11 protein-coding genes are annotated in these 16332 nt (G+C 54.8%); 8 read left to right on the top strand and 3 right to left on the bottom strand.

Going from position 1 to position 16332, the window contains the following annotated elements:
• Positions 1 to 99 precede the first annotated feature (99 nt).
• Positions 100 to 3246, bottom strand: coding sequence for an exonuclease subunit SbcC (sbcC, locus tag ABIE10_RS09355; RefSeq protein ID WP_429155383.1), 3147 nt, complete (start codon positions 3244 to 3246; stop codon positions 100 to 102).
• On the bottom strand, positions 3243 to 4445 hold the full coding sequence (gene sbcD, locus ABIE10_RS09350; protein WP_047357681.1) for an exonuclease subunit SbcD: 1203 nt from the start codon (positions 4443 to 4445) through the stop codon (positions 3243 to 3245). Before sbcD ends, sbcC begins: the two co-directional genes overlap by 4 nt.
• Before the next feature lie 190 nt (positions 4446 to 4635).
• Between sbcD and phoB the strand changes: the two genes are divergently transcribed.
• The 5 genes from phoB (at position 4636) to malZ (ending at position 11806) form a co-directional block, all read left to right on the top strand.
• Positions 4636 to 5325, top strand: a complete 690-nt coding sequence (phoB, locus tag ABIE10_RS09345) for a phosphate response regulator transcription factor PhoB (RefSeq protein WP_003021496.1) — start codon at positions 4636 to 4638, stop codon at positions 5323 to 5325.
• A 50-nt stretch (positions 5326 to 5375) separates the two neighbouring features.
• Positions 5376 to 6671: a phosphate regulon sensor histidine kinase PhoR gene (gene phoR / locus ABIE10_RS09340; RefSeq protein ID WP_047357682.1), complete on the top strand. Its 1296-nt coding sequence runs from the start codon at positions 5376 to 5378 to the stop codon at positions 6669 to 6671.
• A gap of 405 nt (positions 6672 to 7076) precedes the next feature.
• Positions 7077 to 8396, top strand: a complete 1320-nt coding sequence (brnQ, locus tag ABIE10_RS09335; RefSeq protein WP_016152017.1) for a branched-chain amino acid transporter carrier protein BrnQ — start codon at positions 7077 to 7079, stop codon at positions 8394 to 8396.
• Positions 8397 to 8476: 80 nt separating this feature from the next.
• Complete coding sequence (proY, locus tag ABIE10_RS09330) at positions 8477 to 9850, top strand: proline-specific permease ProY (RefSeq protein WP_016152018.1); 1374 nt, start codon at positions 8477 to 8479, stop codon at positions 9848 to 9850.
• A gap of 138 nt (positions 9851 to 9988) precedes the next feature.
• Positions 9989 to 11806: a maltodextrin glucosidase gene (gene malZ / locus ABIE10_RS09325; protein ID WP_429155380.1), complete on the top strand. Its 1818-nt coding sequence runs from the start codon at positions 9989 to 9991 to the stop codon at positions 11804 to 11806.
• Here malZ and ABIE10_RS09320 read toward each other — a convergent pair.
• Entirely contained in the window at positions 11800 to 12702 is a 903-nt protein-coding gene (locus tag ABIE10_RS09320; RefSeq protein WP_429155379.1) for a LysR family transcriptional regulator, read from the bottom strand. The two genes, malZ and ABIE10_RS09320, sit on opposite strands and share 7 nt — an antisense overlap.
• 273 nt (positions 12703 to 12975) lie before the next feature.
• Here ABIE10_RS09320 and ABIE10_RS09315 point away from each other — a divergent pair, with 273 nt between their 5' ends.
• From ABIE10_RS09315 to ABIE10_RS09305, 3 genes are all read left to right on the top strand, one after another.
• Positions 12976 to 13617 (top strand): hydrolase, encoded by a 642-nt coding sequence (locus ABIE10_RS09315; RefSeq protein WP_003021513.1) that lies wholly within the window; start codon positions 12976 to 12978, stop codon positions 13615 to 13617.
• Positions 13618 to 13790: 173 nt separating this feature from the next.
• Positions 13791 to 14336 carry an antibiotic biosynthesis monooxygenase gene (locus ABIE10_RS09310; RefSeq protein ID WP_016152022.1) on the top strand — a complete coding sequence of 182 codons (546 nt, stop codon included), beginning with the start codon at positions 13791 to 13793 and terminating at the stop codon, positions 14334 to 14336.
• A 21-nt stretch (positions 14337 to 14357) separates the two neighbouring features.
• On the top strand, positions 14358 to 16226 hold the full coding sequence (locus ABIE10_RS09305; RefSeq protein WP_279265204.1) for an amidohydrolase: 1869 nt from the start codon (positions 14358 to 14360) through the stop codon (positions 16224 to 16226).
• The last annotated feature ends 106 nt before the right edge of the window (positions 16227 to 16332 follow it).

Raw genomic sequence — 16332 nt, 5'->3', positions numbered from 1 at the left:
GAATGCCATTTCATATCCGTCTTTGTGTATTCACGATCGTGCTATGTGCCGTGCCGGATAGCGCTGGCGCATATCCGGCCTCCAGGAGCTGAACTGCTATCAGGCATCAACTGCAAACATTTTATCGAGTTTGCTGTAGCCCAGTCCGTTGATTTTTTTGACCTTAATCTGCACCGGAATGCGTTCTTTCATCGCTTCAACGTGGCTGATGACACCAATGGTTTTGCCAGTGGCGTTGAGCGCATCGAGCGCATCCAGGGCGGTATCCAGCGTTTCGCTGTCCAACGTGCCGAAACCTTCGTCGAGGAACAGGGAGTCAATTCGCGTTTTGTGGCTGACCAGATCGGACAACGCCAGCGCCAGCGCCAGACTCACGAGGAAGCTCTCGCCGCCGGAAAGCGTACGCGTGTCACGCACGGCATCGGCCTGCCAGGTATCAACCACTTCCAGCTCCAGCGCTTCGCTGGCCTTGCGCTGCAACAGATAGCGACCGTGCAGACGGGTCAACTGGTTGTTGGCAAGCCAGACCAGATTATCCAGCGTCAGCCCCTGGGCAAACTTGCGGAATTTATCTCCCTCTTTCGAGCCGATCAGCGCGTTCAGATAGCCCCAGTCTTCGACCTGCTGTGCGACTTTCGCAATCTCGAGCATCAGCGCCTGCTGCTGCTGGCGGTTTTCTCCATCCTGCTTGAGCTGCTGGCGAATTTCGCCCTGACGAGTGGTGTTCTCCCGTAGCTGCTGGGTGAGTTGCGCCAGCGCGTCGTGAAGATGTTGCACGGTGAGCGTGAGATCCACCCCGGTTGGTAGCTGTTGTTGATGAGTCGCCAGCGCCTGCTGCGCCTGATTAAGTAGCGTTTGCGCCTGCTGTCGCTGGCCTTCCAGTGATTGCTTCAATTGTTCAAGGCGGTTAAAGGTCTCTTCATCCAGCAGGGCGGCAACAAAGGCGTCGCGATCGGCAAAGATGCTGGCCTGCAATGCGGTATCAAACTGCGCCTGAATTTCTGCAGCGCGCTGAACCTCCTGCGCCTCCTGCTGCTGTAAGGTTTGCCACTGCCCCTGTAAAGAGAGGCAATCGTCGTGCACCTGCCGCCAGTTTTCCAGCGACAGATTCTCAATGTTTTCACCAAGCGCATCGGTTTCAGGCAGCGTTTCCAGCACCGGCGCAAGCTGGGCGATTCGAGCCTGTAATTCAGTCAGTTCGTTCTGGCGCTGCTGCCACATTTGCGCTTCGTTCGCCCGTTCGCTCAGCCATGAGGCGACTTCAGCCTCGGTCGGAAGGGACAGACCATGACGGGCCAGCTCGGCGGTTAACGTTGCCTGACGCTGGTCAATATGCTGCTGGAGCTGAGTAATCTGCTCTGTGTGTGCGGTGATTTGCGCTTGCAGGGTATGACGCAGACTCAGTTGGTGAAGCTGCTGCTCGTGCTCTTCCTGGGCGGCAAGCCACGGGGCGATGTCATCCTGCGGTTGCAGCGTCACGTTGAGGCTGGCGGTGACTGTCTGCCACTCTTGAGTAAGTGCTTGCTCTTCCTGAGAAAGCGTTTGTACTTCGCGTTCATCGCGCTGAAGTTGCTGGGTTATCGCCTCAAGTTGACCGCGTAGCGTTGAACCCTCATCGGCCAGCGTTTTGACCTCTTTTTCCAGCGCTTCACGCCGTGTCTGATTCACACTCAGTTCGAGCGTTTGATAGCGCTCAATCGCCGGGTGCGTGGTGGAGCCGCAAAGTGGGCAAGGCATGCCGGATTGCAATAGTGCCCGCTGGCTTTCCAGATCTTTGATCCGGGCTTCCTGCTCGCAAATGATTCTCACATCGGCAAGCTGCTGATTTTTATCTTTATAGCGCTGACGCTTTTCTGTAAGCACCGCATTGCGCTGGGCCAGCTCCTGCTGACGCTGCACAAGCGTGGCGCGTAGCTGCGCCAGTTGCTTATGCTTCGGGGCGATTTGCCCGTGCAGATTACTCAGCCGCTGGCGTAACGGACGAAGCTGCACATGTTGCGCCAGCGCTTCCGTTACCTGTTGTACCGAAAGGGTCAGCGTGGGAAGCGCCAGCGCATCGAGCTTACGCGTGTCGTTCTCCCGCAACTGCTGCCACTGGCGCAGTTGGGCGCTGGCGTCGGACTGTTGGGCCAGCAGCGCTTTCCATCCTGCCAGTTCGCTACTCCACAAACGGAAGCGGTCATGTTCTTTCAGCCAGTCGGTTAACGTTTGCTGTCCGGCGAGCATAGCGGCTGACTGCGTTTGTGCCTGCTGACGAATACGTCCGCGCAGCGCTAAGCTGCTTTGTAAGCGAGCATTCACTTCCTGAATCTTCTGTCGCGTACGGTCTATCGTAGCCGTTTGTTCCTGGATTCGCTCCCAGTGTGGGCGTAACGCTCTGGCCGGGAGTGCCAGACTCAGCGCCGCGAGTTGCGGCTGCGCGTCTTCCTGCGCCTGAAGTGCAGCCTGTAATGCCTGCTGGTGGCGGTTTATCTCCGCCTGTAGCTCATTTTGCCGCATGAGCCAGTTGAGGTGCTGCTGCTGGGCTTGTTGGCAGGTAAGATATTGTTTTTCTTCGTCAGTAAGTACCTGCAAACTTTCTGTCAGGGATTGCAATTGCTCTGGCGCTAACAGCGCAACACCGCTGGCCTGGGCCTGCAGTTTTTCCAGTTCCGTACGCGCTGATTTGTGCTTTTCAAATACCATGGCGGAGATTTGGCCGTAGATCTCAGTGCCGGTCAGCTCTTCCAGCAGCTCGGCGCGTTCTTTCGGTTTGGCATTGAGAAATGCGGCAAACTGCCCCTGAGACAGCAGCATCGAACGGGTAAAACGTCCGTAATCCAGCCCGGTAAGTTCGGCGGTCATCTCCAGCTTATCTTTGACCTTATCGGCGAGGATTTTACCGTCGGAGCAGCGGGCCAGCTCTACGCGAGGGACCTGCAGATTGCCCTCCGGCTGATTGCGTGCCCGGTTCTGGCTCCAGAATGCGCGGTAGGCTTCGCCCCGCACCTCAAACTCGACCTCGGCCAGACACTCCGCGGTGTCGCGGGTCATCAGGTCGTTTTGCGACTGTGACACGGTATTCAGGCGTGGCGTTTCGTGGTACAGCGCAAGGCAAATTGCGTCCAGCAGGGTCGTTTTCCCCGCACCCGTTGGTCCGGTGATGGCGAACAACCCGTTGCTGGCAAACGGTTCTGCCGTAAAATCGACTTTCCATTCTCCCTTCAGGGAGTTGAGATTTTTCAGGCGCAGGCTGAGAATTTTCATGCTTCAGCCTCCCCGGCAAGCGTTTGTAAGGTTGCGCTAAACAGCTGGTTAAGCCGCTCACGCTGCGGTTCTTCGAGTTCTTCCAGCGCCAGGCGGCGGTCAAAAACCTCTGCCACGCTCAGCTCGCTTAACGTTTCACGTCGTTCATTGGCCATAATGCGTTCGCGCTGTTCACGACTGCGGCGCACCAGTAGCACCTCTACCGGTAAATCTTCGGTTAAGGCCTGGATCTTACGTTGCATATCATGCAGGTAGTCGTCGGTGGTGATTTCAATATCCAGCCACACCGGTGGCTCTTGCTGCACGCCGCGCCACTGCTCAAGCTGGGTAGTAATGGCGGCTAAATCGCCTTTCAGTACCGCAAGCTGCTGCGTAACCGGCACGGTGAGATTTTCAACGGCGCTGAGTTTCCCCGCGTCAAAGCTCACCAGATGTACACATTTGCTTTTGCCGCACTCGTCAAAACTGAGGGCAATCGGCGAGCCGCAGTAGCGAATATGTTCCGTGCCGCCGATAACCTGCGCCCGGTGAATATGTCCCAGCGCGATGTAGTCTGCCGGTGGGAAGTTTTGCGCCGGGAAGGCGTCCAGCGTACCGATATAAATGTCACGTACGGCGTCGCTTTTACTGGCTCCGACGGTGGTCAAATGCCCGGTCGCAATGATGGGAAGATTGTGGTCGCCGCGCAGCGTGCAGGCATCCTGATACTGCTGCTGATAATAGTCGGTGATTGCGCCCAGTAAATGCTGCTGTTTTTCTTGTCCTGTCAGCCCGGCCTGGCTGGTGATGATGTCGCGCGGACGTAAAAAAGGCACCGGACACAGGATCGCCCCCGGCGTACCGTCGCGTAGCGGCAGTATCTGCGGCCCATGGCCAGCGCTGGCAACCACCGTGGTGTTGAGAAACGCCAGAATATCGCGGGATTCATTGAGCGTGGCGACAGAGTCGTGGTTGCCTGCCAGCACCACCAGATGACAGCCGGTTTGCTGCAGTTTGACGACAAAACGGTTATACAGCTCACGGGCATAGCTAGGCGGTGAGCCGGTATCGAAAATGTCGCCTGCCACAATAATGGCATCCACCTGCTGGGATTGTGCCGTTTCCAGCAGCCAGTCGAGAAAGGCCTGATGCTCGGCGGCGCGGCTCTTGCTGTAGAAATTTTGGCCCAGATGCCAGTCAGACGTGTGAAGGATGCGCATAAGAGTTCCATGACGGTAAAACAATGGCGGGGATTATAACCCTTCACGAGTGGGAATATCTTGTCTCCGGGCTGTCATAATTCGCCGGGCTGCGTTAAACCTGGACTATCTTTTCATAAATCTGTCATAAAACTGACGCATAATGGCACTGTATTGATGGTAAACGATTTAATTACAAACAGGGCAAATCATGGCGAGACGTATTCTGGTCGTAGAAGATGAAGCTCCAATTCGTGAAATGGTCTGCTTCGTGCTCGAGCAAAACGGATTTCAACCCGTTGAAGCCGAAGACTATGACAGTGCTGTGAACCAACTCAATGAACCCTGGCCGGATCTCGTCCTGCTTGACTGGATGCTTCCAGGCGGCTCGGGTCTACAGTTTATTAAACATCTCAAGCGCGAAGCGATGACGCGGGATATCCCGGTGATGATGCTGACGGCGAGGGGGGAAGAGGAAGATCGCGTCCGGGGGCTGGAAACCGGCGCGGATGACTATATTACCAAGCCCTTTTCTCCCAAGGAGCTGGTGGCGCGTATTAAAGCAGTTCTGCGTCGTATTTCACCGATGGCGGTGGAAGAGGTTATAGAGATGCAGGGGCTAAGCCTTGATCCCACCTCGCATCGCGTGATGACCGGCGAGGATCCGCTGGATATGGGGCCGACCGAATTCAAACTGTTGCACTTCTTTATGACTCATCCCGAGCGTGTCTACAGTCGCGAGCAACTCCTTAATCATGTCTGGGGAACCAATGTGTACGTGGAAGACCGGACAGTGGATGTGCACATCCGCCGCTTACGTAAGGCGCTGGAGCACAGCGGACACGATCGTATGGTGCAGACGGTTCGCGGGACGGGATATCGTTTTTCAACCCGCTTCTGACTGACAAGAATCAGGGCCTGAAGGATTAGGCCGTATAGGGAGTAAGACGTTTGCTAGAACGATTGTCATGGAAAAGGTTGGTACTGGAGCTGATCCTGTGCTGCATACCGGCATTTATCCTTAGCGCTTTTTTCGGTTACCTGCCCTGGTTTTTACTGGCGTCGGTAACGGGCCTGCTTATCTGGCATTTCTGGAATTTATTACGTTTGTCCTGGTGGCTATGGGTCGACAGAAGCATGACGCCGCCGCCGGGGCGAGGCAGTTGGGAGCCGTTGCTGTACGGGCTGCATCAAATGCAACTGCGCAACAAAAAGCGCCGTCGTGAACTGGGTAATCTGATTAAACGTTTTCGCAGCGGGGCGGAATCGCTACCCGACGCGGTGGTGCTGACCACTGAAGAAGGCGGTATCTTCTGGTGTAACGGACTGGCTCAGCAGGTTCTGGGACTGCGCTGGCCGGACGATAGCGGGCAAAATATTCTTAACCTGTTGCGCTACCCGGAATTTACACAATATCTGAAAACGCGCGATTTTAGCCGACCGATCAATCTGGTACTCAATACCGGACGGCATCTGGAAATTCGCGTGATGCCCTATACCGATAAGCAACTGCTGATGGTGGCGCGCGACGTTACCCAGATGCATCAACTGGAAGGTTCACGACGTAACTTTTTCGCCAACGCCAGCCATGAACTGCGTACGCCTCTGACGGTGTTACAAGGGTACCTGGAAATGATGCAGGAGCATCCGCTGGAAGGGACGACGCGTGAAAAAGCGCTGCATACCATGCGCGAACAAACGTATCGCATGGAAGGGCTGGTGAAACAGCTGCTGACGCTGTCAAAAATTGAGGCTGCGCCGACGCTACTGCTGAATGAGAAGGTCGATGTGCCCATGATGCTGCGCGTGCTCGAACACGAAGCGCAAACGCTGAGCCAGCAAAAACATACGTTTACCTTTGATGTTGATAACAGTCTGAACGTGCGGGGTAACGAGGAGCAGTTGCGTAGCGCTATCTCGAATCTCGTCTACAACGCGGTGAACCATACGCCAGCGGGAACGCACATTACCGTACGCTGGCAGCATGTGGCGTCGGGGGCGGAGTTTTGCGTGGAAGACAACGGTCCAGGCATTGCCGCCGAGCATATTCCACGCTTAACCGAACGTTTTTATCGTGTGGATAAGGCGCGATCGCGGCAAACGGGCGGCAGCGGACTTGGTCTGGCCATCGTTAAGCATGCGCTGCATCATCACGACAGTCGCTTGAATATCGAAAGCGAACCAGGCGTTGGGACGCGATTTAGTTTCGTGATCCCGGAACGTTTAATTGCCAAAATTAACGGTTAAGGCGCATTCGTAAGATAATCTTTCCAAAAGCCAGCGCAAGCTGGCTTTTTCTATGCGGTCAATATAACCATCCTGAATTTTACGACGTTTGGTTGTTTTTTGTTCGAACTATTACCCATACCTTTTTCCATGAAATGGTGTTTTGTGCTAACCCCATTTTTCATATCGCTATATTGTTCTGGTTTTGGGATCCCACCTTGCTTTAAAACGTTATAAGCGTTTAAATTGCGCTCCAGGTGCTGTCATACCGACTGCATTTACGCGGTAAATCGAAAAACTATTCTTCGCCGCGCCAGTCTGGGAGTGTTTCCCGCTGGAATTGAGCAAAAATGCCGCTGTATTGTCCCCCAGGGAAAGGCAAAAATTTATTATTTTCAACACCACATCCACAGGCAGTAAGACTTTATGACCCATCAGTTAAAATCGCGCGATATTATCGCTTTGGGATTTATGACATTTGCACTGTTCGTTGGTGCAGGTAACATCATCTTCCCCCCAATGGTTGGTTTGCAGGCAGGTGAACACGTCTGGACTGCGGCTTTTGGCTTTTTGATTACCGCCGTTGGCCTGCCGGTACTTACCGTTGTCGCGCTGGCGAAAGTCGGTGGTGGTGTGGACCGACTGAGCACGCCTATCGGTAAAGTCGCTGGTTTGCTGCTGGCGACCGTGTGCTATCTGGCTGTTGGACCGTTATTTGCTACGCCGCGTACCGCGACAGTCTCTTTCGAAGTCGGGATTGCACCGCTGACCGGCGACTCCGCTCTGCCGCTGCTTATCTACAGCGTGGTCTATTTCGCGATTGTGATTCTGGTTTCGCTGTATCCGGGCAAACTGCTGGATACGGTTGGTAATTTCCTGGCTCCGCTGAAAATCCTGGCGCTGGTGGTCCTGTCTGTCGCCGCAATCGTCTGGCCAGCAGGCCCGATCAGCAATGCGATGGAAGCCTATCAAACTGCGGCGTTTTCTAATGGCTTCGTGAACGGGTATCTGACCATGGATACGCTGGGCGCGATGGTATTTGGTATTGTTATCGTCAACGCCGCTCGCTCGCGTGGCGTTACTGAAGCGCGTCTGCTGACCCGTTATACCGTTTGGGCAGGTTTGATGGCGGGTGTGGGCTTAACGTTGCTGTATCTCGCGTTGTTCCGTCTGGGTTCAGATAGTGCAATTCTGGTCGATCAATCTGCTAACGGCGCGGCAATTCTGCATGCGTATGTTCAGCACACCTTTGGTGGCGCAGGGAGCTTCCTGCTGGCGGCGTTGATTTTCATCGCCTGTCTGGTCACCGCTGTTGGCCTGACCTGCGCGTGCGCAGAGTTCTTTGCCCAGTACGTTCCACTGTCTTATCGTACGCTGGTATTTATCCTCGGCGGCTTCTCGATGGTGGTCTCTAACCTGGGTCTGAGCCATCTGATTCAGATCTCTATTCCGGTGCTGACGGCTATCTATCCGCCATGTATCGCACTGGTTGTATTAAGTTTTACCCGCTCATGGTGGCATAATTCTTCCCGCGTCATTGCACCTGCGATGTTTATCAGCCTGATTTTTGGTATCCTTGATGGCATTAAAGCTTCTGCAATTGGCGACGTGTTACCGGCCTGGACCCAGCGTTTACCGCTGGCGGAGCAGGGGCTGGCGTGGTTGATGCCAACAGTCGTGATGGTGGTCCTGGCAGTTATCTGGGATCGTGCAGCGGGTCGACAAGTGACCTCCAGCGCACACTAATATCACTGACAATAAGTTTTAACCACGGGGCTATTAACATGGCCCCGTGGTTTTTTATTGTGTTAACAGGTTAGGAATCGATGGAAAGTAATAACAAGCTAAAGCGTGGGCTGAGCACCCGGCACATTCGCTTTATGGCATTAGGTTCAGCAATTGGTACCGGGCTGTTCTACGGCTCGGCCGATGCCATCAAAATGGCGGGGCCAAGCGTGTTGCTGGCCTATATTATCGGCGGCGTAGCGGCGTATATCATTATGCGCGCGCTGGGCGAAATGTCCGTTCATAACCCTGCAGCCAGCTCCTTCTCGCGCTATGCGCAGGAAAACCTCGGACCGCTGGCAGGCTACATAACCGGCTGGACCTACTGTTTTGAAATCCTGATTGTCGCCATTGCCGATGTGACTGCCTTTGGTATTTACATGGGCGTCTGGTTCCCGGCCGTACCGCACTGGATTTGGGTACTCAGCGTGGTATTGATTATCTGCGCCATCAACCTGATGAGCGTGAAGGTGTTTGGCGAGCTGGAATTTTGGTTCTCGTTCTTTAAAGTCGCCACCATTATCATCATGATTGTCGCTGGTTTTGGCATCATCATTTGGGGGATTGGTAACGGCGGGCAGCCTACCGGTATCCATAATCTGTGGAGCAACGGCGGTTTCTTCAGCAACGGCTGGCTCGGCATGGTGATGTCGCTACAAATGGTGATGTTCGCCTACGGCGGGATTGAGATTATCGGGATTACCGCTGGCGAAGCCAAAGACCCGGAAAAATCTATTCCGCGCGCCATCAATTCCGTACCGATGCGTATCCTCGTGTTTTACGTGGGGACGCTGTTCGTCATCATGTCTATTTACCCGTGGAACCAGGTCGGCACTGACGGTAGCCCGTTCGTTCTGACGTTCCAGCATATGGGGATTACCTTTGCCGCCGGGATCCTCAACTTCGTAGTCCTGACCGCGTCGCTGTCGGCCATCAACTCTGACGTCTTTGGCGTGGGGCGTATGCTGCACGGTATGGCGGAGCAGGGCAGCGCGCCGAAAATGTTCGCCAAGACGTCGCGTCGTGGCGTGCCATGGGTGACGGTGATGGTGATGACCATCGCGCTGCTGTTTGCGGTGTATCTTAACTACATCATGCCGGAAAACGTCTTCCTGGTGATCGCCTCTCTGGCGACCTTCGCAACGGTATGGGTGTGGATTATGATCCTGCTGTCACAAATTGCCTTCCGTCGTCGTCTGCCGCCGGAAGAGGTTAAGGCGCTGAAGTTTAAAGTGCCGGGTGGGGTTGTGACGACCGTTATTGGCCTGATTTTCCTGGTCTTTATCATCGCGCTTATCGGCTATCATCCGGATACCCGCATTTCGCTATACGTCGGCTTTGCGTGGATTATCCTGCTGCTTGCCGGCTGGGTTTTCAAGCGCCGTCGCGAGCGCCAACTGGCTGAAGCGCAGTAATATTTTTGCCGGGTAGCTTAATGTTACCCGGCAATTTTCTCCTCCCCCGCACTCCTCCCCCAATAAACGTTAAGATGATGAGTGATCCTGCACTTCGCTATGGCAAGGTGACGTCATTATCATCAAAGGGGATACGTGATGTTGAACGCCTGGCACCTTCCGGTTGCCCCATTTGTTAAGCAAAACAAAGATCAACTGACGATTACATTATGGCTGGCGGGGGAAAATCCACCCCAGCGGGTGACGCTACGCGCAGAAAACGATAACGAAGAGATTTCGCTGGGTATGCACAAGCAACGCAGCCAGCCGCAGCCGGGCGTGACCGCGTGGAGAGCGGCGATCGATCTCTCCAGCGGACAGCCTCGTCGACGCTATAGTTTTAAATTACTTTGGCTCGATCGTCAGCTGTGGTTTACCCCGCAGGGATTCAGCCTTTTTCCCCCTGCGCGTCTGGAGCAGTTTGCTGTTGATGTGCCGGATAACGGTCCGCAGTGGGTCGCCGATCAGATTTTTTACCAAATTTTCCCGGACCGTTTTGCCCGCAGCCAGTCGCGTGAAGCGACTCAGGATAACGTCTATTATCACCACGCTGCCGGACACGATATTGTGCGGCGCGAGTGGGATGAACCGCTTACGGCCCAGGCCGGTGGCTCCACGTTTTATGGCGGCGATTTGGACGGCATCAGCGAAAAGCTGCCGTATCTGAAAACGTTAGGCGTCACGGCGCTGTACCTGAATCCGGTATTTACCGCGCCGAGCGTGCATAAATACGATACCGAAGATTACCGTCATGTTGATCCGCAGTTTGGCGGCGACAGGGCGCTGCTGCGCCTGCGTCACACCACCCAACAGCAGGGGATGCGCCTGATTCTCGACGGTGTTTTTAACCATAGCGGCGATTCACACGCCTGGTTTGACCGACATAATCGGGGAACGGATGGCGCGTGCCATAATCCGCAATCCCCCTGGCGCGACTGGTATCATTTCTCAGCCGACGGCGTCGCGCTCGACTGGCTGGGGTATTCCAGCCTGCCCAAGCTGGACTTTTCCTCTGAAAGCCTGGTGAATGAAATTTATCGCGGCGAAGACAGTATCGTTCGCCACTGGCTGAAAGCGCCGTGGAATATGGACGGCTGGCGTCTTGACGTGGTGCATATGCTGGGAGAGGCCGGTGGTGCGCACAACAACCTGCAGCACGTGGCCGGAATTACGCAGGCGGCGAAAGAGACCCAGTCAGAGGCGTATGTGGTGGGCGAGCATTTTGGCGACGCGCGCCAATGGTTGCAGGCCGACGCGGAAGATGCCGCCATGAACTATCGCGGTTTTACCTTCCCTGTATGGGGATTTCTCGCCAATACCGATATCTCATACGATCCGCAATTCATTGACGCCCAGACCTGTATGGCGTGGATGGATAACTATCGCGCGGGTTTGTCACATCAGCAGCAGTTGCGGATGTTCAACCAGCTCGACAGCCACGATACCGCCCGTTTTAAATCTCTGCTCGGTAAAGACGTCGCACGTTTACCGTTGGCGGTGGTGTGGCTGTTTACCTGGCCTGGCGTGCCCTGTATTTACTACGGTGACGAAGTGGGACTGGATGGGAACAACGATCCGTTTTGTCGCAAACCATTCCCGTGGCAGCCTGAAAAACAGGATGCTAACCTGCTGGCGTTGTATCAGCGGCTGGCAACATTACGCCACCAGAGCCTGGCACTGCGCCATGGTGGTTGTCAGGTGATTTACGCCGAGGATAACGTGGTGGTGTTTTTACGCGTGCTAAACCGCCAGCGCGTATTGGTGGCGATTAACCGTGGCCACGCCTGTGAAGTGGTCCTGCCAGCCTCGCCATTACTGAGCGTCAGCCAATGGCAGCACCAGGAGGGCAAAGGCGTGCTTGCCGAGGATATCCTGACGCTGCCGGCGATTTCCGCCTCGGTGTGGATGGGTCATTGATATAAGCGCGTAACATCCGGGCTTGCCAGCAGCGTTTCCCGCCACCAGCGCTGCGCCAATCCATCGCGGTTATTGCGCCAGGCCATATAGGCCACGTCTTTTTGGCGAAATGAGATGACCGTTTTTTCCACCAGCTCGCCCGTGGCAAGCCACGGGTTAGCAATATGGCGGGGGAGAAATCCGCAGCCCAAGCCGGCCCGCAGTAGCATCACCTTACTGTGGAAATCATCAACGCGAATCTGCGCCTGCTCCTCCATCAGATTGGTTTGTAACGGATGACAAAAGCGGGCGCTGTCGCTAATGACAATCGCCCGGTGCAGGCACAGCTGTTCGTTAGTCAGGTCATCCGGTGCTGCGGCCAGCGGATGCTCAGGCGCAACGACAAACACATTGTCCAGCGTGCCAAGCATTTTGTAGGACCAGGCCGCTGACGTAGGCGGTTCATTAATCGCCCCCAAAATAATATCTGCTCCATTATGCGTCAGCTCCTCCCAGGAGCCCGCCAGCGTATGGTGGGTGAAGTTAAGGCGGGTTTGCTTATTCAGCGCGTGAAATTCATCGACAATGGGCAACAGCGAGGCGAAAGGGAAGGAGTCGTCCAGCGCAATCGCCAGCTCTTTTTCCCAGCCTGAACTCAGCTGCACCGCCTGCTTTTCGAGATCTTTTGCCGCACTCAGCAGCAAACGTCCCTTTTCCAGCATCATCTGACCGGTGTCGGTAAATTTTGCCCGGTGACCGGAACGGTCAAGCAACTCGATATTCAAATCACTTTCCAGCTTTTGAATCATATAGCTGAGTGCTGCAGGGGTTTTAAACAGCGATTCGGCCGCCGCGGCAAATGAACCCTGTTTATCAAGTGCGTCGAGAATTAGCAAAACATCCAGATTGATGCGCATAAGCAGAAAATATCCTGAAAATTAAACCCCTCTGTTGTACCGAATGGAGAAAAACAATGCCAGTGAATAAATTAGATGAGTCATGCGCATTTTTTTGATGTTGTTTAGGATATATCGCAACACAAAATTAATAGTTTCACTGGATGGTAAGTTTTCTTTAATAACTCGTTAGAAATTTCCCGCTATACTCAACAAGCTTTCTGATTCAGGATCCTGCTGCTGACGGCAGATACAGACCGTTGCCTTTTAACTTATTGATTAAGAAGGTGTGCTATGTCTATTCGGGAACTGATTGACCCTCAAAACTCAACGCTTATTTTTATTGATCATCAGCCGCAAATGTCATTTGGTGTGGCGAATATTGACCGCCAGACTTTGAAAAATAATACCGTGGCATTAGCGAAGGCCGGGAAAATATTTAATGTTCCGGTGATTTATACTTCTGTGGAAACGAAAAGTTTTAGCGGTTATATCTGGCCGGAATTGTTAGCGGTTCATCCTGATGTGAAACCAATTGAACGCACCTCGATGAACTCCTGGGAAGATGCGGCGTTTGTGAAAGCCGTGGAAGCGACCGGGCGTAAAAAATTGATTATCTCCGCGCTGTGGACCGAAGTATGCCTGACTTTCCCGGCGCTGATGGCGCTGGAAGCGGGTTACGAAGTTTATGTGGTAACTGACACTTCCGGCGGCACGTCCGTGGATGCCCATGAGCGTTCTATCGACCGCATGGTACAAGCGGGCGCCGTACCAGTGACCTGGCAACAGGTTCTTCTCGAGTACCAGCGCGACTGGTCCCGCAAAGAAACCTACGACGCCGTCATGGATCTGGTACGTGAGCACAGCGGCGCCTACGGTATGGGCGTGGATTACGCCTACACCATGGTGCATGGCGCGCCGGAACGTAAAGCCTAAATACACTTCATCCTTCATGTTGCCTCTTTGTTGGCTCCGTTTGCGTACCCCGGTCACTCATTTTGTCAGCTTCCGGGGATACACAATCTTGCCGCTTCGATGCGCCATGAATGATTTTGTGTATTGCTTCCGTGGCCTAAGCGGGCCTGTTTCCTCTCCACAAGGAACCCTTTATGGCGCAGAACAAACATGTGACGTTGGTGATTTCCCACACCCTGCTGCCTGAACAAGCGCAGCGGTATGAGCAGTGGCTGGGGAAAATCATGCCGGTGGCGGCCGAGTTTCCCGGTCATCTTGGGGCGAATGTGATTCGTCCTGCAGATGGCAACAACTTGTGGAACATCATTATCCGCTTCGACACGCTTGAGCATCTGTATAACTGGACCCAGTCCGATACGCGCCGCGTGCTGGTCGAAGAGATTGCCCCGCTGCTGGCGGAGGGGGATAAAACCGAAATCCGCACCGAAGCGGCGTTCTGGTTTACGCCGCCCGCGCCCCATGTACGTCAGCCCAGGCGCTGGAAACAGTTTCTGATAACCCTGCTGGTGATTTTTCCCAGCACCAATCTGGTGCCGTGGTTGACCGGCATTGTGCTGCCTGCCATGAAGGGCTCGTTACTCCTGCATCTGATCAATGATGCCTGTGTGGTTGCGCTGGTGGTCTGGTTCTGGATGCCCATCGTAACCCGTCTGTTTGCCGGATGGCTGAAAAAAGCCTGACCGGTTTCTCAGGAGATTGTTATGTCTCAAACTGCCACACTGATTCTGACTCACGGAAAAATTCATACTCTCGAAAGACAAAACCCGCAGGTCGAGGCGGTGGCGATCGCCAATGGTAAGATCCTGGCGACCGGTAGCCACGATCGCATCATGAGTTTTGCCACCGACGGGACGCAGGTTGTCGATCTGCAAGGGCATACGGTGATCCCGGGCCTGAACGATTCGCACCTGCACCTCATTCGCGGCGGTCTGAATTACAACCTGGAATTGCGTTGGGAAGGCGTTCCGTCGCTGGCGGACGCGCTACGCATGCTCAAAGAGCAGGCTGACAGAACGCCATCGCCGCAATGGGTGCGCGTGGTGGGCGGCTGGAGCGAATTCCAGTTTGCCGAACGTCGCATGCCAACCCTCGAAGAACTGAATGAAGCGGCCCCGGATACCCCAGTTTTTGTTCTGCACCTCTACGACAGAGCTTTGCTGAACCGTGCCGCACTGAAAGCAGTCGGCTACACCAAGGCGACGCCGGACCCGGCGGGTGGTGAGATTGTGCGTGATAGCAACGGTAACCCAACCGGGATGCTGATCGCCAAACCCAACGCCATGATCCTTTATTCGACGCTGGCAAAAGGACCAAAACTGCCGCTGGAAATGCAGGTCAACTCGACCCGGCAGTTTATGCGCGAGCTGAACCGTCTAGGGCTGACCAGCGCCATCGATGCAGGCGGTGGTTTTCAGAACTACCCGGAAGATTACGAGATAATTGAGCAGTTACACGCCAACAAACAGATGACGGTGCGCATCGCCTACAACTTGTTTACCCAGCGTCCGCAGCAGGAACTGGAAGACTTTGAACGCTGGACCGATATGCTCAAACCAGGGCAGGGGACCGACTTCTACCGTGCCAATGGGGCAGGGGAAATGCTGGTCTTCTCGGCCGCGGATTTTGAAGACTTCCTCCAGCCACGCCCGGATCTGCCGGAAGGTATGGAAGATGAGCTGGAGCGCGTGGTGCGTCACCTCGTGGAGCACCGCTGGCCGTTCCGCCTGCACGCCACCTACGATGAATCCATCAGCCGAATGCTCGACGTATTCGAGAAGGTGAATCGCGATATCCCGTTCAATGGCCTGCACTGGTTCTTCGATCACGCTGAAACGATTACCGAACGGAATATCGAGCGCGTAAAAGCGCTGGGGGGCGGGATCGCTGTTCAGCACCGTATGGCATTCCAGGGCGAATATTTTGTCGATCGCTACGGCAAAGATGCGGTCAAACATACCCCGCCGGTGGCGAAAATGCTGGCGGCTGAAGTTCCGGTAGGGCTGGGGACTGATGCCACCCGCGTGGCCAGCTACAACCCGTGGACAGCGCTCTACTGGCTGGTTTCGGGCCGTACTGTGGGAGGGATGGCGATGTACGATGATAACAATCGCCTGCCGCGCGATGTGGCGCTGGAATTGTGGACGGCCGGTAGCGCCTGGTTCTCCAGCGAACAGGGTAAGAAAGGGCGCATCGAGAAAGACCAACTGGCAGACCTGGTGGTGCTGTCTAAAGATTACTTCAGTGTGCCGGAAGAAGAGATCAAAGGCATAGAGTCGGTAATGACCATTGTCGATGGCAAAGTGGTGTATGCGGCCGGGCATTTCACTCCGCTGGCGCCGCCGGCCATCCCGGTTGTACCTGATTGGTCGCCGGTGGTAAAAGTGCCGGGGCACTATCGCTCAGCGCCGCCTGCTACGGCGAAAATTGGCGCAATGGTGCAGATGCACCAGTGCTGCGGCAGCTGCGGCGTACACGGTCATCAGCATGATATAGCGCGTAAATCGGCAATTCCGGTGTCAGATGACCGGGCTTTCTGGGGCGCGCTTGGCTGCTCCTGCTTCGCGTTTTAATCCCTCATCACAGCCCCTGGCCAAACGCAGGGGCTGATTGTCTATTCTGAAAAGCGGTTCATCGTGTTAACCGATATGGCGCAACTGCAACAATTTGTGTCATTCT

This window comes from Citrobacter sp. 506 (assembly GCF_050434985.1).
Lineage (GTDB): Bacteria > Pseudomonadota > Gammaproteobacteria > Enterobacterales > Enterobacteriaceae > Citrobacter > Citrobacter braakii.
The sequence above is the reverse complement of the archived record's forward strand: the minus strand, read 5'-3'. Positions and strand labels throughout refer to the sequence as shown.